The sequence below is a fragment of the Streptomyces sp. VTCC 41912 genome (assembly GCF_045799175.1).
Taxonomy (GTDB): domain Bacteria; phylum Actinomycetota; class Actinomycetes; order Streptomycetales; family Streptomycetaceae; genus Streptomyces; species Streptomyces albulus_C.
Map to the genome: position 1 here is coordinate 1 of NZ_JBJMAB010000059.1, position 25,127 is coordinate 25,127.

The window sequence follows — 25,127 nt, forward strand, 5'->3', positions numbered from 1 at the left end:
GTGACCGCCAAGGACCTGGGCACGGGCAAGGAGCAGAAGATGACCGTCACCGGCGGCTCCTCGCTGCCGAAGGACGACATCGACCGGATGGTCCGCGACGCCGAGCAGTACGCCGAGGACGACCGTCGCAAGCGCGAGGCCGCCGAGACCCGCAACCAGGGCGAGCAACTGGTCTACCAGACCGAGAAGTTCCTCAAGGACAACGAGGACAAGGTGCCCGCCGACGTCAAGACCGAGGTCGAGTCCGCCGTCGGCGAGCTGAAGGAGAAGCTCAAGGGCGAGGACGGTGCGGCCATCCGCACCGCGTCCGAGAGGGTGGCGACCGTCTCCCAGAAGCTGGGCCAGGCCATGTACGCCGACGCCCAGGCGGCCCAGTCGGCCACCGGCCCGGACGGTGCCGGTGCCGGTGCGCAAGCCGGGGCGGGCGGCGAGGACGACGTGGTCGACGCGGAGATCGTCGACGACGACAAGCAGGAAGGAGGCGGACGATGAACCGTCCGACCGACGTCGGCCGCCTCCCCCGCCCGCCGCTCGCCCTGGTCGGGCGCACCGGGCCGGAACGAGGCGCGCCCTCGGCGCCCCGCGCGCAGCCGGACCCGGCGCGGCCGGACCGGCGCTCCGCGCCTCCGGGGCCCACCCGGCGCGGTGCCGAGGTGCCCGACGCCGAACGGCTGGCGGCCGAACTGCGCGAGCGCACGGCCGATCTGCAACGGCTCAAGGCCGAGTTCGACAACTACCGGCGGCGGGTGCGCCGCGACCGGTTGGCGGTCGGTCAGGTCGCCGTGGTCAACGTGCTGGCACGGCTGCTGCCGGTGCTGGACGCGATCGCCGAGGCAGCCGAGCAGGGCCAGCTGACGGACGGCTTCGGGCGCGTCGCCGACGTCCTGGAGACGGAGTTGGCGTCCCTGGGCCTGACGTCCTTCGGCACGGTGGGCGAGCCGTTCGACCCGACCGTCCACGAGGCCGTGGCCTACACCCCGCCCGAGCGGACCGGGCCGGCCGCCCGGGGCGCGCCGGACGGCACCGCGGTCTGCGCCGAGGTCGTCCGCCGCGGCTTCCTGGTCGGCGACCGGCTGCTGCGTCCCGCCGAGGTGTCCGTGACCGGTGCACGACCGGGCCCCCCGGCCGGCCGACTCACCTGACCGGCAGGCCGGTCGCGCCCTTTCAGCCGGTGCTTCGGGTGAGCGTCGAAGGGCGGCGGCCGGCGGTCGCGCCGGCCACGAGCAGCGCCCCGACGCCGGCCAGGCACAGCCAGGCGAAGCCGTCGCCGATCCGGTCGTAGACCGTGGTGGTGCCGTGCACCGGGACGTACGCCACGGTGGCCTGGCGGTCGGTGGTGAAGTAGTCCGTGCTGGCGAGTACCCGCCCCTGGTCGTCGAAGGCGGCCGTGACGCCCTCGGCGTCCGGGCGGACCAGCGCGTAGCCGGCCTCGACGGCGCGCAGGGCGGCCTTGCGGGTGTGCGCGCCCCCGTATTCCGCCCAGTCGTGGGAGGGGACCAGCATGATGTCGGCGGGCACCCGCATCATGCCGGGGAAGTCGGCGTCGTAGCAGATGACGTTGGCCAGCCGGCCGTACGGGGTCGCCGCGGTCGGGACCCGGCCGTCGCCGGGGACGAAGGTCTCCGAGCCGGGTATCGGATGGGCCTTCTGGTATGTCCAGCGCACCGTGCCGGCGGGGTCGATCAGCAGCGTCTCGTTGCGGCCGTAGGCGGGTGGCCGGGCGGTGTGCACGCCGAGGCCGATCTCCAGGTAGACCCGGGAGCGGCGGGCCTGCGTCCGGGCCGCCGCGATCGTCGCGGGCTCGTCGGCGGCCAGCACCCGCACGCCCTGCTCGGGCCAGACGACGATCTTCGCGCCGGCCGCGGCCTCGCGCCGGGTGGCGGCCAACAGACCGTCCAGGACGGCGCGCTGGGCCGCCCGGAGGCCCGGCGGCGGGTGGGCGACGAGGTCCGCGCGCCCACCGGTGGCCCGGGCGTACGCGGCCTTCTGGGCCCGGATCAGGGCCGCGTCGGCGGTGACGGCGGCGATCCGCACCGTCGGCCCGTCCGGCGGGAAGAAGGCCAGTCGCGCGCCGCCGGCGAGGACGACGGCCAGCAGGACCGACGCGCAGGTGACCACGGTGCGCCGGGCCGCGCGCCACGAGGCCGCCTCCCACAGCGCGTTGACGGCCGTGGCGCACCAGGCGAGGAGGAAGCCGATGCCGTAGGAGCCGGTGACCGAGACGAGTTGCAGCAGCGGCAGCACGTCGACCTGGGTGGCCGCCTGCGAGCCGTAGGCGGTGCCGAACGGGGAGAGCAGGGTGATCAGGAACTCCGTCGCGGCCACCGACGCGGGGAACACCAGCAGCGCCGCCCAGGGGCGCAACCGGCGGACGAGCAGCCGGTCCAGCAGGTACGGCAGGGTCAGCAGGGCGGCCAGGCCGGCCGCGCCCGCCAGGGTGAAGGGGGTGATCAGCGCCGACTCGGCCAACCAGCCGACCGCGGCCGCGGTGTTGGCCAGCCACAGCCACAGGGCGCCGGACCAGGCCCGGCCCGTGCGGGCGAAGCGCAGCAGCAGGACGGGGAAGATCCAGGCCGCGGCGGCGATGTCCCAGCGGCCGCCGACGGCGAGGAGGTGGGCGGCCGTGCCCAGCGTCAGCCAGGCCCAACGGGCCCGGGGCGCGGGCCGGCGGAGGCCGGTGCGGTCCGTCCGCCCGGCGGGGTTCGTGGTGTTCACGTGGTGCGTCGGTCCCTTCGAGGTGGCGCCGGGTGGCGCGCTCCGGTCGGACCTCGACGCTAGGGAGGCCGGGGGGTTCGCGGCGTCGTCCTGGGTGGGGATCCGGGGCGGGGCCCGCGCAACCCTGGTTGCGTCGGCGGTGTCCCGTTCCCTCCTCGGGCAGGATCGCCGGGGCCGGTGCGGCTGGTTAGCCTTGCGGTCAGTCATGGACACGCATCCCTCGGCCGCGCTGCGCGGCATCCGGCGCCGGTTCGCCGTGCGGCGCGGCTGGCTCACCGACCTCGCGCTGGGCGGCGGGCTGACCGCCTTCGACGTGCTGACGCTGCTCTCCCGCGCACCGGCGCCGGGACCGCTCGGCGTGCTGCTGTGGGGGCTCCAGACGGTGCCGTTGGCCTGGCGGCGCCGTCGGCCGCGGGCCGTGCTGTGCGCGATGACCGCGGCGTTCGTCGTCTTCGAGGTGGTGGATCCGGTGCCGGGCAAGATCCCGGGCCCGTACCTGCTGGTCTTCGCGGTGTACGCGGTGGCGCGGTACACGCCGGTGCCGACCGGGGCGCTGTGGACGGTGCTGTCCCTGGCCACCGCGGTGACGACGGACCTGCTCACCGGCCGGACCGGGCCGCCGCAGCCCGGTTCGGTGGAGCCGATCACCGCCACCACCTTCGTCGTCTTCTACGGGGTCGCCTGGCTCGTGGGGTACGGGCGGCGGCGGATCGTGCTCCAGGCCGACCGGCTGCGCGACCTCAACGAGCGGCTCGGCGAGGCCAACACCCACCTGCGGGACGCCAACGAGCGGCTGCGCGCCGAGCGGGCCGTCAACGCCCGGCAGGCCGTCGTCGCGGAGCGGGCCCGGATCGCCCGCGACCTGCACGACGTGGTCGCGCACCACGTGAGCGCCATCGCCGTCCAGGCCCGCGCCACCGAGGAGGTGCTCCCCGAGGCACCGGCGGACGGCCGGCGGGGCGTGGCCCGGATCGCGACGACCGCCGACACCGCGCTGATCGAGATGCGGCGCATCCTGGGCCTGCTGACGGCCGGTGGCGAGCGGGCCGCGGAGCAGGACGGCCTGGTCGGCCCGGCCCAGGAGCCGTCCCTGCGCCACCTCGACCGGCTCTTCGCGGCGGTGGAGGCGGCTGGCTGCCGGGTGACCTCGACGGTGGACGGGGCCCTGGGCGACCTGCCGCCCGCGCTCCAGGTGTCGGTCTACCGCATCGTCCAAGAAGCCCTCACCAACGTCCTCAAGCACGCCGGAGGCGCGGACGTGCGGGTGGTGCTGCACCGGGACGGGACGTCGGTGACGGTGAGCGTGGAGAACGGCCCGGCGGGCGACGGGCACCGGCCGCCGCCCGGTTCCGGCCGGGGTCTGTTGGGGGTGCGCGAACGGGTCGGCGCGTTCGGCGGCACGGTGCGTGCCGGGCCGTGCCCGGACGGCGCCGGCTGGCGCCTGTCCGCCGCCCTTCCGCTGGAGGTTCCGGCATGACGATCCGGGTGCTCCTCGCCGACGACCAGGAGATGGTCCGGGACGCGCTGCGGGCGGTGATCGGCCGTCGCCCGGACTTCGAGGTCGTCGGCACCGCGGCGGACGGCGCGGAGGCGGTGGCGCTCGCCGTCGCCCTGCGCCCGGACGTGGTGGTGATGGATGTCCGGATGCCGGGTACGAACGGCGTCGAGGCCACCGGCCGGCTGCACGCCGAGTGGCCGCACCCCGGCCCGCCGCCCCGCGTCCTGGTGTTGACCACCTTCGACCTGGACGAGTACGTGCACGCGGCCCTGCGTGCCGGGGCCGGCGGCTTCCTGCTCAAGAACAGTCCGCCGGACCAACTCGCGCACGCCATCAGGGTGGTGGCCGGCGGCGAGGCGATGCTCGCGCCCAGCGTCACGCAACGCCTGATCGGCGCCTTCACCGCGCTGCCCGCCGGACTGCTGCCCGGCGCCGCGCCGCCGCCCGGCCACGCCGAGCGGCGCGTCGGCGCCCTCACCGCCCGCGAGTTGGAGGTCCTGGTACTGCTCGCCCGGGGCCGTTCCAACCTTCAGATCGGCGAGGAACTGGGGCTGTCCCAGGCCACGGTGAAGAGCCGGGTCAACCGCATCCTGACGCGGCTCGGGGTGGAGAACCGCGTGCAGGCCGCCCTGCAGGCCCATGAGGCGGGCCTGCTCCGGCCCGGCCCGGACGCGCCCCGGTAGCCGGGGGCGCCGGGGCGCGGCTCGTCGCCCGTCAGTGCCGTCCGGCCCGGGCCAGGGCGTCGCCGGCCTCGGCTGCCAGGGTGGCGACGAGGTCGGCCGCGGGCGGCCGGTCGGTGACGAGGTCGACGGCCTCGCCCGCCCAGACCGGTGCGGGCGGCACCTCGCCGCTCGCCACGTCGGCACGGTAGGCCCGGCGGGTCGCGCCGGGGTCCGCCACGAGTTCGTCCTCCCGGCCCCGCCACCGGTCGAGGTAGGGGTGCCCCAGGGTGCGCGCCGTGTACTTGGCGGGCCATCGGGAGTTCCGGGCGACGTCGAGGATGCGGTTGCGCTCGGTGTCCTGTCCGCTTCCCCGGACGAGCGCCTCGGCGGTCGAGGCGTCGACGAGGGCCTCGGCCGTCGCCTGGAAGCGGGTGCCGACGAGCGCTCCGGCGGCGCCCAGGACCAGCGCGGCGGCCACCCCCCGGCCGTCCGCGATCCCACCGGCGGCCAGCACCGGCACCGGTGCCGCCAGGTCCACCACGACCGGCACGAAGGGCAGCGTCGACCGGCCGTGCCGGGCGCCGTGTCCGCCGCTCTCGGTGCCCTGCGCCACGATGACGTCGGCACCCAGGTCCAGCGCCTGCCGGGTCTCCTCCAGATCGGTCACCTGGACGATCACCGCCGCACCGGCTTCGCGGACGCGCCCGACGAAGGGGGTGGGGTCCCCGAAAGAGAACATCACCGCGGTGGGGTCGTGCTCCAGTGCCTGCTCGACCGCGGCGATGCCGATCGCCCAGGACTGGAACCCGACGCCCCACGGCTTCCCGCAGCCCGCCACCAGCGGCAGTTCGCGCGCCAGCCACGCCGGCTCCCCGCCGCCGGCGCCCAGCATCCCGAGTCCCCCGCCGCGCGAAACGGCCGCCGCCAGGGCACCGCCGGCCGCCCCTCCCATCGGGGCCAGGGCGATCGGATGCCGGACTCCGAACGACGCGGTGAACGCCGTCGACAACGTCATGACCGTCCTCCTCGTGTACGCGTGACCGTCCTGGCTACCTTCCCCGGGGAGCAGGGGGCCGACACGCCGGCACGGCCCCGCCCAGGCATCGAGATATCGTGGTGTGTCGGAATGCCTGGCGAGAGAGGTGGCTCATGGGTGCGACGGCGGGACCGGCGGCGGGCGAGTTGATCGAGGTGTTCAAGGCCCTCGGCAACCCCGCCCGTTTGCAGATCATGCAGTGGCTGAAGGACCCCGAAGAGAACTTCGTGGCGTACGAGCCGATCGCGGACCGCCGGTCGGTCGGGGTGTGCGTCACCCACATCCAGGCGAAGTCGGGGCTCGCGCAGTCAACGGTCTCCAGTTACATGAGCACGCTCGAACGGGCCGGGCTCGTGCTGCCCACCCGGGTGGGCAAGTGGACCCACTACCGGCGCAACGAGGAACGGCTGGCCCAGGTGGCACGGGCGATCGACACCAATATCTGATTGACGCATCGCGATACGTCGATATGATTGCGTCATGTCGACCTTCGATGCTGCGCCCACCGCCCTGATCGTGCACGCCCACCCCGAGGCCCGTTCGTTCAGCACCGCCCAGATGACCACCACGGCCCGGACCCTGCGCGACGCCGGGTACCGGGTCGACGTGCTCGACCTCTACTCCGACGCATGGGCACCGGTCCTCGACCGCGCGGAATTCGCACCGGTGGAAGGCCACTTCAAGCCGCAGGCCGAGCAGCAGCGCGCGATCAAGGACGGGACGCTCGACGCGACCGTCAGGGCCCACCTCGATCGGCTGCTCGCCGCCGATCTGCTGGTCCTGTCGTTCCCGCTCTGGTGGTTCTCGCTGCCCGCCATCCTCAAGGGCTGGGTGGACCGGGTCTTCGTGATGGGCGGGGTCTTCGGCGGGGACTACGGACTCTTCGGCGACGCCGCGCTCGCCGGGAAGCGGGCGATGCTGCTGTTCACGACCGGCGGCCCCAGCGAGTCCTTCCAACCCGGCGGCGCCCTCGGCGCGATGGACGACTTCCTGTTCCACATACACCGCGGCATGCTGGAGTTCGTCGGCTACCAGGTCCTCGACCCCGTGATCACCTACGGGCCGGCCCGCCTGACCGAGCAGGACCGGGCCGCGGCACTGGAGACGGTCCGCGAGGCCGTCGCCGCGCGCACCGCGACGGCCGCACGATCCACCGTGCACTGATCCCCGAGCCGCACCGCCCGCGCACGGCGGCCCGCCTGCACCATCCCCCCGACCGGCGGACGCCCGCCCTCCCCTTCCGGCCTCCGCCCGGACGGCACATTCTTCGACAACACCCCTAGAGTGGAGGGGAGTTGACAGGGATCCGTCCCGCTCCGAAGCGGGCTTCACGCAAGGGGGAAGGATCGTGACGGAGCGGACGTCCGTACTGGTCGTGGGGGCCGGACTGGCCGGCCTGGCCAGCGCGATGTTCCTGGCGGGGCGCGGCGTCGACGTGCTGTTGGTCGAGCGGCGCTCCGGGACCTCGATGTTCCCCCGGGCGGTGGGGCAGAACCAACGCACGATGGAGCTGCTCGGGTTCGGCGGCATCGCCGACGCCGTCCCGACGCACACGCCCGGCCGGCCCATGTTCCGGGTCAGGATCGCGGCCAGTCTGCGGGGGCCGACCCTGCACGAGGAGCGCTCGGAGAGCGACCCCGCGGACCTCGACGCGCTGTCCCCGGCCGCGTTGGGCACGGCCGGCCAGGACGCGCTGGAGCCGCTGCTGCGTCGGCGCGCCGAGGAGCTCGGTGCCACGCTGCGCTTCGACACCGAGCTGGTCTCCTTCGACCAGGACGACGACGGCGTGACCGCGGTGCTCCGCGGGCGCTCCGGCGAGCGACCGAGCCGGGTACGCGCGGAGTACCTCGTGGCCGCCGACGGCAACCGCAGCGGCGTGCGCGGCGCACTCGGCGTCGACCGGCACGGCCCGGGCAGCCTGGGCCACAACACCAGCATCATCTTCGACGCCGACCTCGGTGACCTGACCGACCGGGAACCGACCCTGCACGTGCTCCACGCCGACGAGGCCAGCGGCATCTTTCTCACCCTCGACCACACCGCCGGCCGACACCTTTACAGCATCGCCCACGACCTCGCCGACGGGACGTCACCGGCGGACTTCACCCCCGAGCGCTGTACCGAACTGGTCCGCCGGGTCACCGAGTTGCCGGACCTGCGACCGGAGATCAAGGCCGTGCAGCCGTGGGAAATGGCGGCCTGCGTGGCGGACCGGTTCCGGGTGGGGCGGGTGCTGCTGGCCGGGGATGCCGCCAAAGTGACCCCGCCGAGCGGCGGATTGGGGGGCAACACCGCCATCGGCGACGCGTACGACCTGTCCTGGAAGCTCGCCGCGGTCCTCGACTCGTCGGCCGGGACGGCGCTGCTCGACTCCTACGACGCCGAGCGCCGCCCGATGGCCGAACGGGTCGTCGCCGCGGCGCTGAAGCTGCTCGCCGGCCGCGGGGCCGTACCGGCCGGCGAGAGCACCGAGCCCGAGCCGGCCACCGACCAACAGGGCACGCTGCCCGTGACGCTCGGCTTCCGCTACCGCTCGTCCGCGGTGCTCACCGAGGACGACGACCCCGCCGACTCCGAGGATCCGTACCGGCCGAGCGGCCGACCGGGATTCCGTGCGCCGCACGTGTGGTTGCACCACGACGGCGGCACGACGTCCACGGTGCACCTCTTCGGCCGTGGCTTCGTGCTGCTGTCCGGTGCCGAGGGCGGCTTCTGGTCGGGCGTCGCCGCCGAGGTCGCGGCGCGCCTCCGCACGAGCGTGCGGTCCCACGTCATCGGTCAGCAACTGACCGACCCGACCGGCGCGTTCCTCGCCCGCTACGGAATCGGCCCGTCGGGCGCCAGCCTGGTCCGGCCGGACGGCGTCGTCGCCTGGCGGACCGCCGAAGCACCGGGCGATCCGGCCCAGGCCCTGCACCGGGCGCTCACGGCGGTCCTGTCGCGGTAGGCACGGGCCGGTGGCGCGCCCACCGGGCCGCCCCCGGGCGCAGGCGGGCCGGCGCCTCCTGCGTCCGGCCCCGGCCCACCGGTGCCGCCGGCTCAGTCGTCACCGCCGTCGTGGCCGTCGTCCGCGGCACGCGGGGAGACGGTGCGCAGGGCGCCGGTGTGCGGGTCGACGAGCAGTTCGTGCTCCGTGCCGTCGCCGGTGACGGTCTCGACCTCCCACACCGGCGTGGCGCCGTGGCCGTCGGCCAACTCCACCGAGGTCACCGTGCCGTGCCCGGCGGCGGCCTTCCGGACCGCGTCGACGGCGCCCGTCCGGGCACCGACCAGGGTGGCGCGTTCCCGCGCGTGATCGTCGTCGTCCCCGCGGTCGACGCGCTGGCTCACCACCCGGGCCGTGCGCGCGTCGAGGGTGATCTCGTGCCACCGGCCGTCGTCGCCCAGCACGTCCACGTCCCACACCAGGCCCGGACGATCGCGGTCCAGATCCAGCTCGGAAACCTTGCCCGGGACGGCCTGGAGGGCGGCGGAGGCGGCCTGGGCGGCGGTCACCCGGGCCGCGCGGGCCTCCTGGAGGTCCTCGACGTCCGGGCGGCCGTGCCCGCCGGTCGGTGCCGTCGCCGGAGCGCTGCCGCCGGAGCCGTCAGCGCTGACCGCGACGGCGGTGACCGTGCCACCGGCAAGCAGGGCTACCGCGGCGGCGGTGGCGATGACGAGGTGGCGCTTCATGGGTTCTCCTCCGATGGTGGGGCGCGACCCCGGTCCTCCGGGGCCGGCGCTGTCGAACGCTGTGCCACCACAGTGGCCGAACCCACCTGAAGCCCAACTGAAGCCACCTGAAGATTCCTTCAGGTGGCTTCCGCTCCCCCGGGCGGCCGGTGCCGGCGCCCGCGCCCGGCCCCGCGTTCGCGCTGGTGCGCCGCACGGCGATCGGGGCGGTCCGCCCCGGAGCGGACCGTGCCGGCCGGCAGGACGGGCACCCGCCGCTGCCCGTTCCCCGGGCGCAACTCCCCCTCGTTGACGGCATGCTGAGGAGGACCCGCGCCGCCACCCACAACCACCGCACCGCCCCGCACCGCCCGTCCCCCTCGACGGCAGGAAGGCCCCATGCCGCCCTCCCGCCCCGCCCGCACCGCGGCCCGCGCACCCGGCGACGCCCTGCGCGTGATCGGTCTGATGTCCGGCACCTCCCACGACGCCATCGAGGCCGCCGCCGCAGACCTCACCCTGCACGGCGACACCCTGCACCTGCGCCCCCTCGGACACCTCTCCGCCCCGTACCCGGAGGACCTGCGGAACCTCTTCGCCGCCACGCTGCCCCCGGCCACCACCACCGCACGGGACGTCTGCGCCCTGGACACCGGCATCGGCCACGCCTTCGCCGACGCCGCCGAACGCGCCCGGCACGAGCTGTGCGCCGACGCCGCCGACCTCGTCGCCTCCCACGGCCAGACGCTCTACCACTGGGTTGAGGACGGAACCGTCCGCGGCACGCTCCAACTCGGCCAACCCGCCTGGATCGCCGAACGCACCGGCCTGCCCGTCGTCTCCGACCTCCGCAGCCGGGACGTGGCCGCCGGCGGACAGGGCGCCCCACTGGTCAGCATGACGGACGCCCTCCTGCTGCGTGCGCTCCCCGGCACACCGGCGGCGCTCAACCTCGGAGGCATCGCCAACATCACCGTCGTCGCCCCCGACGCCGCGCCGCTGGCCTTCGACACCGGCCCCGCCAACGCGCTCCTGGACGCCGCCGTCCACCACTTCACCGGCGGCGCAGCCCACTGCGACCGGGACGGACACCGGGCCGCCGCCGGCCGGACCGACCCCGACCTGCTGCGCCGACTGCTGGCCGACCCGTACTACCGCCGGCCCGCCCCCAAGACCACCGGCAAGGAGCACTTCCACCTGCCCTACCTCCGGCGAACGCTGCACAGCACGCCGGGACTCGACCCCGCCGACGTCCTGGCCACCCTGACCCGGCTGACCGCCGTCACCGTCGGCGACGCCTGCCGCGCCCACCGCGTCACCGAACTGATCGTCTCCGGGGGCGGGACCCGCAATCCGACCCTCCTGCGGATGCTCGCCGAGGAACTTCCCGACGTGCCGCTGCGTCCGAGCGACGCGCTCGGCCTGCCCGCCATGGCCAAGGAGGCCCTGGCCTTCGCCGTCCTGGGCTTCCTCACCTTCCACGGGCTGCCCGGCACCGTGCCGGCCGGCACCGGCGCCCGACGGGCCACCCTCCTCGGAAGCATCACCCCGGGCCGCACGCCGCTCCACCTCCCCGCACCAGCGCCCCGTCCCCCGCGCGTCCTGCGGATCGCGACGTGAGGCCGGCGTCCCGTGCGGGCCCGGCCCGAGGGCGGGGCCCGCACGGGACGCGCAAGTTCAGGACAGCATGTGCACCTTGTACTGCATGAACCGGTAGTTCCTGGGGTCGTACCACTGGCTGACGACGATGTGGAAGTCGCCGAACGTCGAACCGGGGACGACGAATCCGCCGTACGGGCTGGCGACGAGGTTGCCCACCTCCTGGCCCGGAGCGCCGGGCAGGATCATGGTCTGCTCCAGCGTCCTGGTCAGGTCGGACGTCGGGAGCGGGAAGACCATCGCCCGGATCGACAGCGCGTTCATGTTCAGCCAGGTGAGGACGTACTTGCCGTCCATCGCGCGGAAGCAGATCTCGCCCCACTTGCGGACGCCGAAGACGGTGGTCGGGGGCGCGCCCCACCGCCAGGCGCCGTCGGCGTAGCCCCACGGCTCGTAGGCGCCGGGGTTGCCGAGGCTGTCCTTCCGCACGCGGTGCAGGAGCATCCCCGACTCCACCTCGCGGTTGAAGACCGTGGACAGCACGTAGCAGAAGCCGTCGTCGGCCACCGCGTAGGTCTTCTGCTGGAACTGGCCGCCGTGCAGGTCGGCGGGCCACTGGCACAGGTATTGCCAGGTCTCGCCGTTGTCGGTGGAGCGCCAGAAGTCCGTGTGGTGGGTGTCGTAGATGACACCGCGCATGAGGTGCATGTACATGACGCCGTCGACGACGAACACGTCGGAGGGGATCGCCGTGGTGGCCTTGTCGCCGACCGGGTTGTGCGGCTCGTCGACGAGGCTGTTGGCGTGGCCGCCGCCGACGCTGCCGTCGATGCGCAGGTTGTTCAGGTCCGCGCTGTTGGAACGCAGGCCGACCGGGGCCCGCCAGTCGTCGGCGGGCTCGCCGGGCTGCGGGACGTGGTCGCCGTTGAAGGTGTCGCCACCGACGAACAGCATGGTGCCGTTCGGACAGCGCACGGGGATGCCGAGGTCCGTCCACGGCGAGGCGAACGGACCGGTCTCGGCCGGACCGCTGAGGTTCTTCACCTTGTAGGCGATGGTCGGGCTGGAAGGATCGTTGGGCCCACCGGCCCGCGCCACGCCGGCGGTCGAACCGATGACCCCGGCCCCCACCGCGGCGCCGATACCGATCTTGAGGAGCTTGCGGCGGGAGTGCCCGCCGACCGTCGCGTCCCGCTCGTCCGATGGACGTGTCATTGCATCGATGCCTTTCAGAGCCAACTGACGGGTACGAGGAGCTGCCCTCGGCGCCACTGTCCTTGCCGAGGGCGGTAGTTGGGATTCCCGATCACGTGAACGGCGGACTGCGGAGGCACTGGACGTGCCGTCGCATCCGGGCTGGCCGCCGGCCGCCGCCGATGCCGGCGAGGTGCGCGCCTGGACCGCCGACGCCGTTCCCGACGCGCGTCGAAGCTAGCCAGCACCGATGAAACGGCGATGACATGACGATGACCTCGCTGATGGGCGGGGCCCCGTCCACCTCCCGCCACGGCCCCAACCGGTCGCGGGCGGCCCGCCGTTCGCCGCTCGACCGTCAGCTCGTGTGGTGCTCCAGGGCGTCGAGAAGCTGCGGCCAGAGAGCGCGCGGGCGGTCGTGCCCCATGTCGGGGATCAGCCGCAGTTCGGCCCCGGGCACCAGGTCCGCGGTGCGTCGCCCGCCGCTGGGATCGATCAGCGTGTCGTCCAGCCCGTGCAGGACCAGCGTCGGCACCCGCAGCTCCCGGAGCGCGTCCGCCCGTGAACCGCTGAGGATCATCGCGCCGAGCTGACGCCCGATCCCGGCGGGGTAATGGGAACGGTCGTAGCTGAGCGCCGCCAACTCCCGCAGGGCCGCGGCGTCACCGTAGCGCTTGGAGGCCCACACCAGTTCCCGGTCCGCCGCCGCGACGTACCCCTCGCGGTCCGCCGGCTTCGGGCTGAAGAGCACCGCCTGCGCTTCCGGGGTGGGCTGGCCGTACGCGCCTTCGCCGGTCGAGGACATCATGGACGTCAGCGTCAGTACCCGCTCCGGATGGCTGATGGCCATCGTCTGGGCGATCATCCCGCCCATGGAGGCGCCCACCACGTGCGCCCGCTCGATGCCGAGCGCGGTGAGCAGGCCGAGACCGTCGTCAGCCATGTCCTGGAGCCGGTAGGGCACCATCGCCAGGGCGGAGGGGAGGTCTCCCGAGCTCACCGCCGCGATGAACCGACCCATGTCGACGGGGTGCCCGTCGAACTTCGTGGACAGCCCGCAGTCGCGGTTGTCGTACCGGATCACGTAGCGCCCGCGGTCCGCGAGCGCGCGGCAGAGGTCCTCGTGCCAGGCGATCATCTGGGAGCCGAAGCCCATCACGAGCAGAACGGGGGCGTCACGGGGATCACCGAAGGTCTCATGGGCGAGGGACACTCCGGGCGACACGTCAACGAGCGGCATGCACGCAGCCTGCCAGGGCCGGCAGCCGCCGCGCATCCCCATTCCCCGTGTCGCGCGCGGCGACGGGACGCGACGTCGGCTTCCCCGCAGGGCGTCGCTCCGCCGGAGCCGCCGGCGTCCGCCACCCCGACGGCAACGGGACCGGCCTGCGCCCCTCACATCCGTCATCGGGCGAGAAAGGGGGAAAACCACTGGTCGCGCCCCGAGTGCCAGGCCCCGGCGGACCCTCCGCAGGGGCGGCCCGCTGCCCTGCGGTGCTCGCCGGACGGCCCTCGTCGGCGGCCCGTGACACCCCTCGCCGGGGAATCGGTCGGAAAAATGCCCGTGTCCGTCCGGCGATGTGAGGAATTCGTCGCGACGGAGTCGCGGAGGGGATTTCGCCGAGCGGCCCTAGGCGGTCACAATCACTCAGCGACCTTCCCCGTTCTCCGCGAACCGGGTCCGGTCCGCGCAGCCGCGATGCCTGCTGCCGTGGACCGGTTCCGGCCGCTGTGGGGTGGGCGCTTTCGGATGCCTGAAGGAGATGATCTCCCTTACGAGGAGGCACGTTGGTGGAAGGAAGGCTGGCCATGACGTCGGATGCGCGTGAGCAGGTCGAGCAGTTCATCCTGGGCGACCGGTTCGCCTGCCTGGCGGGACGCTCCGCCTGGCGCCAGGGCGGCATCACACACCGGCACTATGACCTGCTGGGGGGCGCCGAATCGGCTCGGCTGATGGCGCTCGACCTTGCGGAGTTCGTGAACGGGGCGAACTGGAGCGCCCGCTCGTTCACGAGCTTCATCGCGACCTTCGAGCGACCGAGGGGGGTGGATGAGCTGCGGTTCGAGGAACTCCTCTGGGAACATCTGCAACTACTGCACGAGACGGACGCCGAGACCCATCGCTGGGCCGACGGCTACGCGTCGGATCCGCAGGCCAAGGAGTTCGCCTACAGCGTCGCCGGCCATCCGTTCTTCGTGATCGGCCTGCACGAGACCCACCGCCGGTGGGGCCGCCGTCCTCCCTTCCCGATGCTGGCCTTCAACTCCCACGAGCAGTTCGCCCACATCAAGGGCGCCGGCATGTGGGACCGGCTCGCGGAGAAGATACGCAAGCAGGACATCAAGCTGCAGGGCGACATCAATCCCAACCTGACGGAGTACGAGGAGCTCTCCGAGACCCGCCGCTACTCCGGACGCCCCAAGCCCGCCGACTGGCAGTGCCCCTTCGCCGCCCGCGAGACCGATCGCGAGCGGGAACTCGCCCCGTCCGGCGCCTAGCCACCCCGTGTTCGGGCGGCCCGCACACCCACCGGGCCGTCCGACCCTCCTGCCGGAGCCGCTGGGCTCCGCGCCCGCGGGCCGCTCCGCGACGCCGACGACCGCCCGTGCGACGCGTCGGACCCGCCCTACGCCCCGCCGACGGTCGCGTCGTCGCCGAGTTGCTCGCGCAGCCACCCGTCGTCGAAGACCTTGCTCAGGTAGTTGCGGCCGGAGTCCGGAATCACCACGACCACCAGGTCGTCCGGACCGAGCCCGACGGCGACCCGGAGGGCCGCGGCCACCGCGGTACCGGCCGACGCACCCACCAACAGTCCCTCCTCACGGGCCAGTCGGCGGGCGGTCAACAACGAGTCGCGGTCGCTGATCCGCTCGAACCGGTCCACCACGTCGGTGTGGAACGACTCCGGCCAGGAGTCGTCCACCGTCTCGGGGTGGCGGAACAGGCCGATGCTCTCCACCGCGTACGCGGTGCCGGGCCCGCCGGAGTACACGGACGCCTCCGGGTCGGCGCCGATCACCCGGACCCGGCCGTCGCTCACCTCTTTGAGGTAGCCGCCCGTGCCGCTGATCGTGCCGCCGGTGCCGACGCCCGACACCAGGTGCGTGATCCGTCCCTCCGTCTGCCGCCACAGCTCCGGACCGGTACTGCCGCGGTGCGCGCACGGGTTGGCGGGATTGTTGTACTGGTCGGCCAACCACGCGCCGGGCGTGGTCCGGGCGAACCGCTCCGCCGCCGCCCTGGGGTGGTCGGGATGCTCGCGGGGCACGTCGCCGGGGCAGACCACCACCTCGGCACCGTAGGCGCGCAACACAGCCACCTTCTCGGCGCTGCTCTTCTCCGGCAGGGTGAACACGCAGCGGTAGCCGCGCTGCGCCGCCACCATGGCCAGGCCCACCCCGGTGTTCCCCGAGGTCGCCTCCACGATGGTGCCGCCCGGCCGCAGCAGTCCGGCGTCCTCGGCGGCCCGCACCATGGACAGGGCGATGCGGTCCTTGACGCTCCCGCCCGGGTTGACGTACTCCAACTTCGCGTAGACCGGCACGGCAAGGCCCTCGGTGATGCGGTTGAGGCGTACCAGCGGGGTGTTCCCCACCATGTCGGCGAGGGATGCGTAGACGTCCATCGCAGCAGTCTGCCGGAAATGCCCGACGGCCCGGGAGCAGGCCGCCGGCCACCGCGTGCGCGACCGCCGAACGAAGGACCGGACGACCGCTCCGCGGACCTGCCCCGCAAGCCCGGGCCCGGCGGAACCCGCGCTGCCCGCCGGTCAGTCGAGGGCCAGGTACTCAGGCGACGGCTGGAGCAACGCGGGATGCTCGACCGGATACCGCGCGCCGTGGATCGCCGACATCGCCCAGTGCCACGCCTCGTCGTGGAAGACGAGACCGCGGTACGGAGCGTCGCTCGGCTCGTACGGATAGTTCCGCAGGGCCGCCTCCCGGGCTTCCGCGTCGGGCAGCGCGCCGTGCCGCCGCATCACCCACGCGTAGCGACGCCGCTCGCCGTGCAGGATCTCCAGGTACTCGGTCTCGGTCCACGTCATGCGCCGAGCCTACGAGTTCGGCTCGACGTGCCCGGCGGGACTACGCGCCGGGCCGGACCGGGCCGATGACGGTGCCGGCGTCGACGGTGAGCCGGCCGTTGGCGCTGGACTCACCGGGGATCACGCCTCCGGGGGCCTTCAGCGTGAAGGTCGCCTCGTCGGCGGAGGTGCCGCCGGCGCTGTTGGGCACCTGGATGTCGAAGTGCACCGGGTGCCCCGGGCCGAAGGTCACCACCGTGCCCTGCGGGCCGTAGTGGCCGGCGGTGACGCCCCTGAGGACACCGTGGTGGTAGAAGCGCACGTCGATCGGCGAACCGGCCAGCTCGCACGGGTCGTAGCCGGGCGCCGCGGTCAGCGTGACGCGGTAGTGGTGGTGCCCGGAAGTGGCGGGGGCCGGGGTGATCTTGGCGGTGTGGTTCGCGGGACGGCATGCGGAGGGCATCCCCTTGCCGGCCGCCGCGGCCGTCGGGGACGAAGCCTGCGCCACTCCCCCGCCCACTCCCACCGCGCCCACCAGCGCGACGGCGGCAGCGGTGACGACGATCTTCCCACGGGTACGCATCATGAACACTCCACTTTCGCTCGGCGGTTGACGGGTGATCCGCCGGACCCTGGTCACCTCCATTCCTCCCCTCCCGCCGGGCCGACAAATGTCATAAGTCCGTCACGAATGGGCCAGAGTTCCGCCTGTTCGCCGTCACGTCGATGCTCGGACGCGTCCGGTCCGCCACACCGCCGAACGAGCCCTTGACCTGCTTGGTCACCACGAGGTTCCCCCGTCACCGAAAAGTGCGTCCTCCCATGTCAGGAGTCACTCTCCTACGGTGCCCGAGTCACCACTGGAGACCACAGGGTCTCGTGCGACGAGGAGGCAACAGCATGGCCACCACCCTGGTGAACCCCGACGGACTGCCCGCGATCGACGCCTACCGGCAGGTGTCGATCGCATCCGGATCGGGACTGGTGTAGGTCGCCGGACAGGTCGCCTGGGACGCCCAGGGCGTCACGGTCGGCGAAGGCGATCTCGCCGCCCAGGTCGAGCAGTGCTACCTCAACGTCGGCACCGCCCTGGCCGCGGCCGGCGCGTCCTTCGAGGACGTGGCCAAGCTGACCGTCCACGTGGTGGATTGGACCCCCGACAAGATGCCCCTGCTCCTGGCGGGGATCGCCCGGGCCGGCGAGACGTTGGGGTGCACTCCGGTCGCGCCGGCCACCCTGCTGGGCGTGGCAGCGCTGGACGTCCCGGAGCACCTGGTCGAGGTGGAAGCCGTCGCGGTCATCGCCTGACACCGACCGGCAGGCCCAGGCGGAGAACGCCGTCGCAGGTCCGACCCTTCGGCAACTCAGCCCGGCTGGTGGGTAGTTATCGCCTCGGCGGCGGCCTTCAGCTCACTCAGCCAGGCGTCCAGGCCCTGGCGCAGGATGGCGGTGGCGGCGGGCACGTCCGCGTCGACCTGGGCGCCGGTGTGGGTCTCCTCGGTGCTCACGCGGACGCCGCCCTTGACTTGGGTGAAGTTCCACACGTGGACGCCGTCGATGCGCAGCCCTTCCCCGATCGCCGGACCGGTCCAGCGGATGCAGGAGTTGCGCTTGAGCTGCTCGACGGTCGAGGTGATCTCCAGGCGGGTGGCGGGAGTTGAGGGGTTGGGGGGAACCGGCATCGTCCAGCGGAACGCCGAACCCGAGCGGAAGGGGCCGTGGTCGAGGCGCTCCGCGGTCGCGACGGACGCCTGCCAGGACGGCCAACGCGCCACGTCGGTCTGCACCTTCCAGATGGTGCGCAGGGGCGCGTGGATCAGCGTCTCGGTCTTGTAGCGCACTCGCGCGTCGGGGTCGACACCCCTCCCGCGGCAGGTCAGGGAGGCATCCGGATCGCGGGAGCCGGCCGCGGCGGGTGGGGCGGCGGCGGTGCCGAGGATGCCGACGACGAGCGGAATGGCGCACAGGGCGGCGCGGACACGGGTGTGACGACTGTCGAACATGGCGTTCCCCTTTGCCTGTTGACCGGTGGGCGTGGTGCACCGGGCGTGCGGGCGCCGGCTCGTGCCGCGCCCGGCTACCGCGCGCCCGACGACACCACCGAGATCTCCTCCGAGATCATGACCACCCTGCTCGATGCCTGTGCGGCACGCACCACGGACGGCCCGACCACGCCGTTCACCACCCACCTGGAAGGACACCGGGGCTGGGCCGAGGGCCACCCCGCCTCCCCCGCCGCCCTCCGCCAGGCACTGGCCTTCTGGACCCGCCTGCACGGCGCCCTGTCCCTCGAACTCGCCGGGCACTTCGCCGGAATGGACCTCGACCCCGCCCTGCTCTTCGCGGCCGAACTGGACGACCTGCTGACACCCGACGCCTGACGTCGGGCACGGAGACGGGACGGGACGGGAACGTCGACGCGCGAAGGCCCGAAGTCGGCCTCGACGATGCAGCGATCGCGGCGAACGGGACGACTCCGGGCCGGCGTGGTGTGGTGATCAGGCGGCCCAGCCGACGGAGGAGACGTAGGTGTAGGCGTCCCAGTCGGTGCCCAGGCCACCTTGGATGATCTCGTCCCAGATCGCTTCGAGTTCCCGCGCGTCGTGCGCGATCCACGCATCGACGGCCCGATCCCAGATCAGCCCACGGACATTGATCGAACGCGTCTCCACCTCCCGGCGGTGACGCGGGTCCACCTGCGACTGGTCGGCGGGATCGATCTCGACGCGGGTCCCGCGACCACGGTTGGTGAGGCGACGTTTGAGGTCGGCGACCACGTTGCGGCGCCGCAGGTCCCAGTACGCCACGTCCAGGCGCGCGAGGTTCGCCTTGCTGGGCATGCGTTCCTCGGCCAACCAGGCCATGAGGGTGCGGGGGCGGACGTGGATACCGGCGCGGTCCATCGCCTCGTAGCCCGCGTCGGACGCCGTCAGGTACCGCAGGCGGGCGGACAGACCACGCTCGGAGGTGACCGGGGATTCGATGCCGGTGACCATGCGGTCGATGCCTTCGGCGGTGCAGACCCAGCCGGGCAGGGCCCGGGCGCCGTAGTGGCCGATCCGGCGCCACCGCGAATCCAGGGCCATCAGCGGGCCACCCGGCCGACGGTGTACTCACCGGAGGCTTTGGCGTCACTGTGCTTGATCTTCATCTGGGCCAGGCCGCGCCCCTCGGTGAAGACCTGCCGCCAGTCACCGGCGAGATGGAGTTCGTCGGTACCCATCATCGCGATGACCTCCAGCCCCGCCTGGTGGGCCTTGTACGCCTTGCCCCACAGGTTGGCGTACGCCTGACTGTGGATGATGTGCATCCAGTCCGGGCGCTGGATCTCGCGGTTGTGGATCGACTCCCCCATCGTCGAGATGAACTTCGAGTACATCGCCTTCACATACCCCTCGGTGATCCAGTCGTCCTCGGCCAGGGCCGTCTCCCGGGCGGCGGCCAGGACCTTGCGCAGGGCGTCGAGGAAGTTCTCCGTCGCACCCGACGTCCACGACTCGTGCACCGTCGGCGCCTCGATCAGAGCGTACTTCGGGCCCGACAGGCGCAGTAGCAGACGCAACGTCGCGTCGGTGATCCACAGGGCGCCGGGCTCCTCACGGTCGCCGAGCGGGTCGGGCAGGTGCGGGTGGTCCCACGGTGCGGGGGTGACGAGATGGACTCCCGCACGCTTGGGATCGACGCCGTCGTCACCGGCGTGGTGCTCCAACTTGCCGATCGGAAGCCAGCACTTGAGGGCGGAGAGGTACGCGGCGTTGGCGTCCAGGGCGGTGACGTGGACGTCGCCGGGGGCCTTGAGGGAGTAGTGGGGGTGGTGGAAGTTGGGGCGGGCCTCCCAGATCTGGTCCGGCTCCCGCTTCGAGGGCTTGTGCAGGATGTCCGGCAGCGACGGATACGCCGTGTACTGGTACCGCGCCGTCGCCCGCGTCTCCTCGAACAACCGCATCACATCCGGAATCGCCCGCTTCACCAACGCCTGCAACGCGACATCCGCATCACCCTCGGCACGCTCCAACTCCTCATGCACCGCACCGGCGATCAACGTGTTGGTCTCCGCCTGCGCACGAGCGGACGACTGGGCCCGGCGCTGCGGCCGCGACGGCACCCGCGCAGGGGTGGGGCTGGGGGCCGGCGCGGTCCGGGGGCTCGCGACCGGAGCCTGGGCGACGACTGCCTGGACGACGGCCGCCTGGGGCGGTAGGGCGGTCGGCGCGGGGGCGCTGGCCTGCGGGTTGACGGCCGGGGGCTGACACATGGCGCCGGCGTGCAGCGGGCGGCCGTCGGTGGACTGGAAGGGCGTCGGCACACCGCAGCGGACGCACGGACCGGGCTCGCCCTGGACGGCCAGGCCGTCCGGCCGCCAGGCAGTCTGGGCCGCGAAGTCCGGCGCCACCGCGGCACCGGGCGCGGAGTGCGTGACGGCCACGGGCTCCGGATCCCGCGCTGCTGACCGGGCCGGTGCCGGGTGAATCTGGGCGAGCCCCTCCAGCAGCCGCAGGTACTTGATGCGCCCGGGCGGCTGCGGGTCCGTCTCGCCGGACTCCCAGTTGGCGACGGTCTGCCGCCCCACACCGACGGCGGTCGCCACCTGGGCCCGCGACAACCCAGCCGCCTCGCGCAGCCGCAATCGTTCCGCGGGCTCCGGCATGCGCGCCATGAGCCGCGCTTCTTCCAGCAAAGCCTCAACACTGTCGAGCTGACCCTCACTCATGGCTCAAACCTACCCCAGCCTAGCCGCATTCTGGCGCTGCATTGGGCAGCGCCTCGCCTTTCATTTGGCAGGTATGAGGCAAACGGGGCACCGATCCTCAGGCGGGATCCGGCTCCGGCCCCGGAGCGCCGTGCGTCGTCAGTTCCACCACCCGGCCGGTGGGCGACACCCGCACCTCCAACGTCCCGGGCTCCGCGGCGTCCGGCGCGGTGTACCGGTAGCGCAGCACGTGACCGCGCCGTTCGTCCTGCGACGGGAGGGACGTGGCCTCGGCCGCCACCTGCGGGAACCACTTCCGCACGAACCGGTCGCCGGCGGCACGGGCCCGAGCGGCGGGCAGCGCACCGGTGTCACCGGCGGGGCCGTCCCCAGCCGGCCACGCGAAGCGTTCGAGCCGGCGTTCCGGCCAGCGGACGACGAACGAGCCGCGCCGCTCGACTTCCACGGTCAGGCGCCAGCCGCCATCGGGCAGCCGCTTCCGCCGCACCGCCATGGCCGAGTTGCCGCCACCGAACAGGTCGGTGGCGGCCCCGTCGAGCCAGTTCTCCTGTCCTCCCGACTCGACGCGTCGTGCCTGCGCCCGGGCCTCGTCGTCGGACGGTTCGACGGCCACGACGAACGCCCCCACCAGCAGTGATCCGCCGAGCGCGGCCGCGGCGGCACCGCGCAGGGCGTCCCGGCGGGTCAGCGGGCAGCGGTGCCGGGCGGCCCACAGGCCGACGACGCCGAGGAGGACGCCGAGGCACCCGCCGAGGGCGTTCGCCTTGAGGTCGTCGTAGCTGCACGCGCGGCCGAGTTCGGTCGTCCCCTGGAGGAGTTCGATGCCGCCGGTCAGGAGCAGGCATCCGGCCAGGACCGTGACCGGGCGGCGGAAGAGCAGGACGGCGAGGAGGCTCGGCGGGACGAACAGCGCGATGTTCAGCCGTGCCGACTCCGAGCCCAGGAAGGCCCATCCGGGCAGGCCGACGTCGCAGGACCCGCCCTGTCCCGATCCGCCGCCTCCCGGCGGCATCGTGACGACGAGCACGCCGGCGAAGGCGACCGCACACAGCACGGACAACGCGACCGGGGCGCCCCTCGCCCTGCTCAGCGCAGCGGCGCCCGCCCCCAGGACCGCGGCGAGGACGAGGAACGCCGGCAGGAGTCCCGGTAATGCTCCGACGGCTGCTTCGATCACGTGGTTCTCCCATGCCTCGATCCGGGGCGACGGGGCATCATGCCAAATCACGCCGGTGGGCGGGGCGCCCTTGCGGGGCGGTGCGGGCGGGGCCAGGGTGGTCGTGGTCGTCCGTCCGCCGGCGGTGCCCGGCTCGGAACACAGCGGGAGAGCGCGTGGCTTCCTTCGTCCTGCCGCACACCCTGCACGGTCGGGGTGCGCACGAGGTCATCGCGGTGCGCGGAGGGTGCGCCGACCGGGCGGCCGGCGGCGGGCCGGTGGCCGGGTGACCGGCAGCACCGGCGGGGCCGGGCGGGTGCCCGGCCGGGAGCCGGCCCGGTCCCCGGACGTGCCCGACGTCTTCGATCCGCGCCGCTACGCCACCGGGCTGCCGCACGACGCGTACCGGCTGCTCCGCGACCACCACCCGGTGGCCTGGCAGGACGAGCCGGAAGTGCTGGGTTGGCCGGCCGGCCCCGGGTTCTGGGCGGTGACCAGGCACCGGGACGTGGTCCGGGTGTTGAAGGACGCGCGGACCTTCTCGTCCCGTCTGGGAGCCACCCAGATCCGCGACCCCGCCCCCGCCGACCTGCCGTTCATCCGGCGCATGATGCTCAATCAGGACCCTCCGCAGCACAACCGACTGCGGCGCCTGGTCAGCCGCGCCTTCACGCCGCGCCGGGTCGACCGCTTCGAGAACTCCGTACGGGATCGGGCACGCACCCTGTTGGCCTCGGCCGTGGACGCGGCACGGGCTGCCGACGGGGTGTGCGACCTGGTCGGGACCGTCACCGACGACTACGCGCTGCGCAACCTCGCCGACTTGTTGGGCGTGCCGCCCACCGAACGCGGTCTGCTGTTGGACTGGACCCGGCGGGTCATCGGCTATCAGGACCCGGATGAGGCCGGCCCGGCGGTGACCGGCGCGAGCGGCCGGCCCGTCGACCCGCGCTCCCCCGCGATGCTCCAGGACATGTTCGCGTTCGCCCGCGAACTGGCCGCGCACAAGCGGCGGCACCCGGGCGACGACGTGATGACGGTACTGGCCGCCGACCGCGAACTGGCCGTTCCCGAGCTGGAGATGTTCTTCTTCCTGCTGACCATCGCGGGCAACGACACCGTGCGGAGTGCGGCGCCGGGCGGACTGTCGGCGCTCGCCGGGCATCCGGACGCCTACGCGGCGCTGCGCACCGGCGCGGTGCCGATGGGCCCGGCCGTGGAGGAACTGCTGCGCTGGCACCCGCCGGTGCTCAGCTTCCGCCGCACCGCCGCGGTCGACACGGAGTTGGCCGGCCGGCGGATCCGCGCCGGCGACAAGGTCGTGGTCTTCCACGCCTCGGCCAATCACGACGAGCGGGTGTTCGCCGAACCCGGCCGGCTGGACCTGGGCCGCGCCCCGAACCCGCACGTCTCGTTCGGGGACGGTCCGCATGTCTGCCTGGGCGCGCACCTTGCCCGGTTGCAGCTGCGGGTGCTCTACGAGGAGACCTGCGCGCTGCTGCCCGCGGTGGCGGTCGCCGGACCGCCACCGCGGCTGGTGTCGAACTTCATCAACGGGCTGAAGTCGCTGCCGCTACGGGTGGCGACGTGAGCCGGTGGGGGGTCAGTGCGGCGCCGGCGTGACGTGCCGGCCGGGGGTGGGGGCCGTCGTCCAGTCCACAATCTGCACGGCCGCGCCGGCGGCCTCCCGGCCCAGGCAACGGGCGTGGTGGCGACGGGCGATGGCGTCCAGGTCGAGGGGGCGGGCGAAGGCGGGGCGGGCGGCCAGTCGACGGGCGTAGGACCACAGGTGGCGGTGGCCGGCGATGCGCTGCACCGCCGCGGCGTCGAGGTGCCAGCGGTGGACGGTGTCGAGTTGGACCAGGGTCACCCACAACTGGACGTCTGCTGCGGTCAGTTCGGAGCCAAGGAGGTAGGGGCGGTCGGCGAGCTGTTGCTCCAGTGCGGCGAGTGCGCCGAGCAGGGTGTCCAGGGCGGACGCGTAGCCGGGGTGGTCGCTGCCGAGGCAGCCGGCCTGTTGGGCTGCCTGGTTGATGTCCTGCTCGCAGCGGTGCGCCAGCGCGTCGATGGCGTGCCGGGCGGGCGCCGGGTACAGGTCGGGGCCGGGGCCGGCGAACCGCTCGGCCAGGTCGTGGAGGATGTCGGGGGCGTGGGTGCTGACGATCCGTCCGGTCCAGTCGTCGCTGAGCACCGGGGCCGCGGCCGGTCCGCGGTACTGGTGGGCGCTGGCCTCGTAGAGGGGGCGGAGCGCGGCGTAGCCGCAGTCCGGGGCGTCGGGGACGGCGGGCAGCCGCGTCACGGGCAGGGTGTCGCCGAGGTCGAGCAGGCCGTGGGTGATGGCGATGCCCAGACAGTGCGGGCAGGACGGGGAGAGGTGGAGTCGGTAGCGGTGCGGTACGGGGTAGTGGCCGCTGCGTGCGTCGGAGCCGATCCGGCCCCGGAAGGCCGGGTCGGCGGCGGTTGCGGCGAAGGTGGTGGTCATACGTGTCCCTGGGTGCGAGGTCCGGTGCGTGGACGTGCGGGCGGGCACCTGGCGGCGCACGGGCGGGCCCGGGCGGGCGGACGCACGGTGCGGCCGGGCAGGGGCCGGGCCCGGCGGGTGGCGCGGCGTCAGGGGAACCGGTCCGCCGGCGCCTCGTGGGGGGACTACGCCGCGCTGCAGACGCGCAGCAGATCGATGTGACGGCGGGAGGTGAGGAGGGGAAGCGGCCGGTCCGCGCGTCCCGCGCGGTCGCCGTCCCGCTCTGCTTGCCCCATGGTTTCCCACCCGTTCACTAGGGTTCCCGCCTTGAGTGTCGAGGCGGCACAGGGCTGCGTCAAGGGTGGTGCGCCGGTCCGATGGAGCTGGTGGGGTGGCTGGTGGTGCGTGGTGCGGGAGCG

At 73.6% G+C, this 25,127-nt stretch carries 22 protein-coding genes and 3 pseudogenes; 12 read left to right on the forward strand and 13 right to left on the reverse strand.

From position 1 onward, the window contains the following. A partial coding sequence (locus tag ACJ6WD_RS39010; RefSeq protein WP_407617614.1) for an Hsp70 family protein occupies positions 1-492 on the forward strand: 492 nt, incomplete at its 5' end. Continuing rightward, positions 489-1,142 carry a nucleotide exchange factor GrpE gene (gene grpE / locus ACJ6WD_RS39015; RefSeq protein ID WP_407617615.1) on the forward strand — a complete coding sequence of 218 codons (654 nt, stop codon included), beginning with the start codon at positions 489-491 and terminating at the stop codon, positions 1,140-1,142. The genes ACJ6WD_RS39010 and grpE, both read left to right, overlap by 4 nt. Positions 1,143-1,164: 22 nt before the next feature. Here the strand turns inward: grpE and ACJ6WD_RS39020 are convergent, their stop codons facing one another. Then, the gene (locus ACJ6WD_RS39020) at positions 1,165-2,715 is read right to left on the reverse strand and encodes a nitrilase-related carbon-nitrogen hydrolase (RefSeq protein ID WP_376553556.1); all 1,551 of its coding nucleotides are present in this window, start codon (positions 2,713-2,715) and stop codon (positions 1,165-1,167) included. A gap of 205 nt (positions 2,716-2,920) precedes the next feature. On the opposite strand from ACJ6WD_RS39020, the gene ACJ6WD_RS39025 reads away from it, so the two are divergent. Both ACJ6WD_RS39025 and ACJ6WD_RS39030 read left to right on the forward strand, forming a co-directional pair. After that, on the forward strand, positions 2,921-4,192 hold the full coding sequence (locus tag ACJ6WD_RS39025) for a sensor histidine kinase (protein ID WP_407617616.1): 1,272 nt from the start codon (positions 2,921-2,923) through the stop codon (positions 4,190-4,192). Next, positions 4,189-4,896 (forward strand): response regulator, encoded by a 708-nt coding sequence (locus ACJ6WD_RS39030; protein WP_407617617.1) that lies wholly within the window; start codon positions 4,189-4,191, stop codon positions 4,894-4,896. The genes ACJ6WD_RS39025 and ACJ6WD_RS39030 overlap by 4 nt, the downstream gene beginning before the upstream one ends. Before the next feature lie 31 nt (positions 4,897-4,927). On the opposite strand, the gene ACJ6WD_RS39035 is transcribed toward ACJ6WD_RS39030, so the two are convergent. Beyond that, positions 4,928-5,890 (reverse strand): NAD(P)H-dependent flavin oxidoreductase, encoded by a 963-nt coding sequence (locus tag ACJ6WD_RS39035; protein ID WP_407617618.1) that lies wholly within the window; start codon positions 5,888-5,890, stop codon positions 4,928-4,930. 134 nt (positions 5,891-6,024) lie between these two features. Here ACJ6WD_RS39035 and ACJ6WD_RS39040 point away from each other — a divergent pair, with 134 nt between their 5' ends. The 3 genes from ACJ6WD_RS39040 to rdmE all read left to right on the forward strand — a co-directional run bounded on the left by ACJ6WD_RS39040 (position 6,025) and on the right by rdmE (position 8,858). Further along, positions 6,025-6,357, forward strand: coding sequence for a helix-turn-helix transcriptional regulator (locus tag ACJ6WD_RS39040; RefSeq protein ID WP_233661868.1), 333 nt, complete (start codon positions 6,025-6,027; stop codon positions 6,355-6,357). 34 nt (positions 6,358-6,391) lie between these two features. After that, a complete protein-coding gene (locus tag ACJ6WD_RS39045; RefSeq protein WP_331247514.1) occupies positions 6,392-7,075 on the forward strand; it encodes an NAD(P)H-dependent oxidoreductase in 684 nt (227 codons plus the stop codon). A 184-nt stretch (positions 7,076-7,259) separates the two neighbouring features. Then, positions 7,260-8,858 (forward strand): aklavinone 12-hydroxylase RdmE, encoded by a 1,599-nt coding sequence (rdmE, locus tag ACJ6WD_RS39050; RefSeq protein WP_407617619.1) that lies wholly within the window; start codon positions 7,260-7,262, stop codon positions 8,856-8,858. Between the two features lie 92 nt (positions 8,859-8,950). On the opposite strand, the gene ACJ6WD_RS39055 is transcribed toward rdmE, so the two are convergent. Beyond that, positions 8,951-9,583, reverse strand: a complete 633-nt coding sequence (locus ACJ6WD_RS39055) for a PepSY domain-containing protein (protein ID WP_407617620.1) — start codon at positions 9,581-9,583, stop codon at positions 8,951-8,953. A 429-nt stretch (positions 9,584-10,012) separates the two neighbouring features. On the opposite strand from ACJ6WD_RS39055, the gene ACJ6WD_RS39060 reads away from it, so the two are divergent. Further along, positions 10,013-11,182 (forward strand): anhydro-N-acetylmuramic acid kinase, encoded by a 1,170-nt coding sequence (locus tag ACJ6WD_RS39060; RefSeq protein ID WP_407617630.1) that lies wholly within the window; start codon positions 10,013-10,015, stop codon positions 11,180-11,182. Positions 11,183-11,239: 57 nt separating this feature from the next. On the opposite strand, the gene ACJ6WD_RS39065 is transcribed toward ACJ6WD_RS39060, so the two are convergent. Both ACJ6WD_RS39065 and ACJ6WD_RS39070 read right to left on the reverse strand, forming a co-directional pair. Then, positions 11,240-12,376: a DUF4185 domain-containing protein gene (locus tag ACJ6WD_RS39065; RefSeq protein WP_038524451.1), complete on the reverse strand. Its 1,137-nt coding sequence runs from the start codon at positions 12,374-12,376 to the stop codon at positions 11,240-11,242. 337 nt (positions 12,377-12,713) lie between these two features. Beyond that, on the reverse strand, positions 12,714-13,595 hold the full coding sequence (locus ACJ6WD_RS39070; RefSeq protein WP_233661871.1) for an alpha/beta fold hydrolase: 882 nt from the start codon (positions 13,593-13,595) through the stop codon (positions 12,714-12,716). Positions 13,596-14,164: 569 nt separating this feature from the next. Between ACJ6WD_RS39070 and gntA the strand changes: the two genes are divergently transcribed. Beyond that, positions 14,165-14,854 (forward strand): guanitoxin biosynthesis heme-dependent pre-guanitoxin N-hydroxylase GntA, encoded by a 690-nt coding sequence (gntA, locus tag ACJ6WD_RS39075; protein ID WP_016576872.1) that lies wholly within the window; start codon positions 14,165-14,167, stop codon positions 14,852-14,854. A gap of 164 nt (positions 14,855-15,018) precedes the next feature. Here gntA and ACJ6WD_RS39080 read toward each other — a convergent pair. The 3 genes and pseudogenes from ACJ6WD_RS39080 to ACJ6WD_RS39090 all read right to left on the reverse strand — a co-directional run. After that, a pseudogene (locus ACJ6WD_RS39080) lies at positions 15,019-15,981 on the reverse strand (PLP-dependent cysteine synthase family protein); the annotation flags it as partial. Between the two features lie 144 nt (positions 15,982-16,125). Beyond that, positions 16,126-16,401 (reverse strand): hypothetical protein, encoded by a 276-nt coding sequence (locus ACJ6WD_RS39085; protein WP_376553561.1) that lies wholly within the window; start codon positions 16,399-16,401, stop codon positions 16,126-16,128. Between the two features lie 40 nt (positions 16,402-16,441). After that, the gene (locus ACJ6WD_RS39090; protein WP_331247510.1) at positions 16,442-16,966 is read right to left on the reverse strand and encodes a DUF4232 domain-containing protein; all 525 of its coding nucleotides are present in this window, start codon (positions 16,964-16,966) and stop codon (positions 16,442-16,444) included. Between the two features lie 314 nt (positions 16,967-17,280). Here ACJ6WD_RS39090 and ACJ6WD_RS39095 point away from each other — a divergent pair. Next, positions 17,281-17,688, forward strand: a pseudogene (locus ACJ6WD_RS39095) (RidA family protein). Between the two features lie 56 nt (positions 17,689-17,744). Here ACJ6WD_RS39095 and ACJ6WD_RS39100 read toward each other — a convergent pair. Beyond that, positions 17,745-18,383: an SRPBCC family protein gene (locus ACJ6WD_RS39100; RefSeq protein WP_407617621.1), complete on the reverse strand. Its 639-nt coding sequence runs from the start codon at positions 18,381-18,383 to the stop codon at positions 17,745-17,747. A gap of 69 nt (positions 18,384-18,452) precedes the next feature. On the opposite strand from ACJ6WD_RS39100, the pseudogene ACJ6WD_RS39105 reads away from it, so the two are divergent. Continuing rightward, positions 18,453-18,761, forward strand: a pseudogene (locus ACJ6WD_RS39105) (TetR-like C-terminal domain-containing protein); the annotation flags it as partial. 117 nt (positions 18,762-18,878) lie between these two features. Here the strand turns inward: ACJ6WD_RS39105 and ACJ6WD_RS39110 are convergent. The 3 genes from ACJ6WD_RS39110 to ACJ6WD_RS39120 form a co-directional block, all read right to left on the reverse strand. Next, positions 18,879-19,466 carry a hypothetical protein gene (locus ACJ6WD_RS39110; protein ID WP_038524441.1) on the reverse strand — a complete coding sequence of 196 codons (588 nt, stop codon included), beginning with the start codon at positions 19,464-19,466 and terminating at the stop codon, positions 18,879-18,881. Further along, on the reverse strand, positions 19,466-21,091 hold the full coding sequence (locus ACJ6WD_RS39115) for a helix-turn-helix domain-containing protein (RefSeq protein ID WP_407617622.1): 1,626 nt from the start codon (positions 21,089-21,091) through the stop codon (positions 19,466-19,468). Before ACJ6WD_RS39115 ends, ACJ6WD_RS39110 begins: the two co-directional genes overlap by 1 nt. A 97-nt stretch (positions 21,092-21,188) precedes the next feature. Continuing rightward, positions 21,189-22,268 (reverse strand): VanZ family protein, encoded by a 1,080-nt coding sequence (locus ACJ6WD_RS39120; protein ID WP_407617623.1) that lies wholly within the window; start codon positions 22,266-22,268, stop codon positions 21,189-21,191. Between the two features lie 265 nt (positions 22,269-22,533). On the opposite strand from ACJ6WD_RS39120, the gene ACJ6WD_RS39125 reads away from it, so the two are divergent. Beyond that, the gene (locus tag ACJ6WD_RS39125) at positions 22,534-23,838 is read left to right on the forward strand and encodes a cytochrome P450 (RefSeq protein ID WP_407617624.1); all 1,305 of its coding nucleotides are present in this window, start codon (positions 22,534-22,536) and stop codon (positions 23,836-23,838) included. A 12-nt stretch (positions 23,839-23,850) separates the two neighbouring features. On the opposite strand, the gene ACJ6WD_RS39130 is transcribed toward ACJ6WD_RS39125, so the two are convergent. Next, positions 23,851-24,729, reverse strand: a complete 879-nt coding sequence (locus ACJ6WD_RS39130) for a glutathione S-transferase C-terminal domain-containing protein (protein WP_407617625.1) — start codon at positions 24,727-24,729, stop codon at positions 23,851-23,853. Between the last annotated feature and the right edge of the window lie 398 nt (positions 24,730-25,127).

Bases quoted from the DNA above. Each gene is read 5' to 3' on its own strand.
- ACJ6WD_RS39065 (WP_038524451.1), bottom strand. From the start codon at position 12,376: ATGACACGTCCATCGGACGAGCGGGACGCGACGGTCGGCGGGCACTCC.
- ACJ6WD_RS39055 (WP_407617620.1), bottom strand. From the start codon at position 9,583: ATGAAGCGCCACCTCGTCATCGCCACCGCCGCCGCGGTAGCCCTGCTT.
- gntA (WP_016576872.1), top strand. From the start codon at position 14,165: ATGACGTCGGATGCGCGTGAGCAGGTCGAGCAGTTCATCCTGGGCGAC.
- ACJ6WD_RS39085 (WP_376553561.1), bottom strand. From the start codon at position 16,401: ATGACGTGGACCGAGACCGAGTACCTGGAGATCCTGCACGGCGAGCGG.
- ACJ6WD_RS39115 (WP_407617622.1), bottom strand. From the start codon at position 21,091: ATGAGTGAGGGTCAGCTCGACAGTGTTGAGGCTTTGCTGGAAGAAGCG.
- ACJ6WD_RS39130 (WP_407617625.1), bottom strand. From the start codon at position 24,729: ATGACCACCACCTTCGCCGCAACCGCCGCCGACCCGGCCTTCCGGGGC.
- ACJ6WD_RS39090 (WP_331247510.1), bottom strand. From the start codon at position 16,966: ATGATGCGTACCCGTGGGAAGATCGTCGTCACCGCTGCCGCCGTCGCG.
- ACJ6WD_RS39045 (WP_331247514.1), top strand. From the start codon at position 6,392: ATGTCGACCTTCGATGCTGCGCCCACCGCCCTGATCGTGCACGCCCAC.
- grpE (WP_407617615.1), top strand. From the start codon at position 489: ATGAACCGTCCGACCGACGTCGGCCGCCTCCCCCGCCCGCCGCTCGCC.
- ACJ6WD_RS39030 (WP_407617617.1), top strand. From the start codon at position 4,189: ATGACGATCCGGGTGCTCCTCGCCGACGACCAGGAGATGGTCCGGGAC.
- ACJ6WD_RS39040 (WP_233661868.1), top strand. From the start codon at position 6,025: ATGGGTGCGACGGCGGGACCGGCGGCGGGCGAGTTGATCGAGGTGTTC.
- ACJ6WD_RS39110 (WP_038524441.1), bottom strand. From the start codon at position 19,466: ATGGCCCTGGATTCGCGGTGGCGCCGGATCGGCCACTACGGCGCCCGG.
- ACJ6WD_RS39070 (WP_233661871.1), bottom strand. From the start codon at position 13,595: ATGCCGCTCGTTGACGTGTCGCCCGGAGTGTCCCTCGCCCATGAGACC.
- ACJ6WD_RS39035 (WP_407617618.1), bottom strand. From the start codon at position 5,890: ATGACGTTGTCGACGGCGTTCACCGCGTCGTTCGGAGTCCGGCATCCG.
- ACJ6WD_RS39100 (WP_407617621.1), bottom strand. From the start codon at position 18,383: ATGTTCGACAGTCGTCACACCCGTGTCCGCGCCGCCCTGTGCGCCATT.
- ACJ6WD_RS39025 (WP_407617616.1), top strand. From the start codon at position 2,921: ATGGACACGCATCCCTCGGCCGCGCTGCGCGGCATCCGGCGCCGGTTC.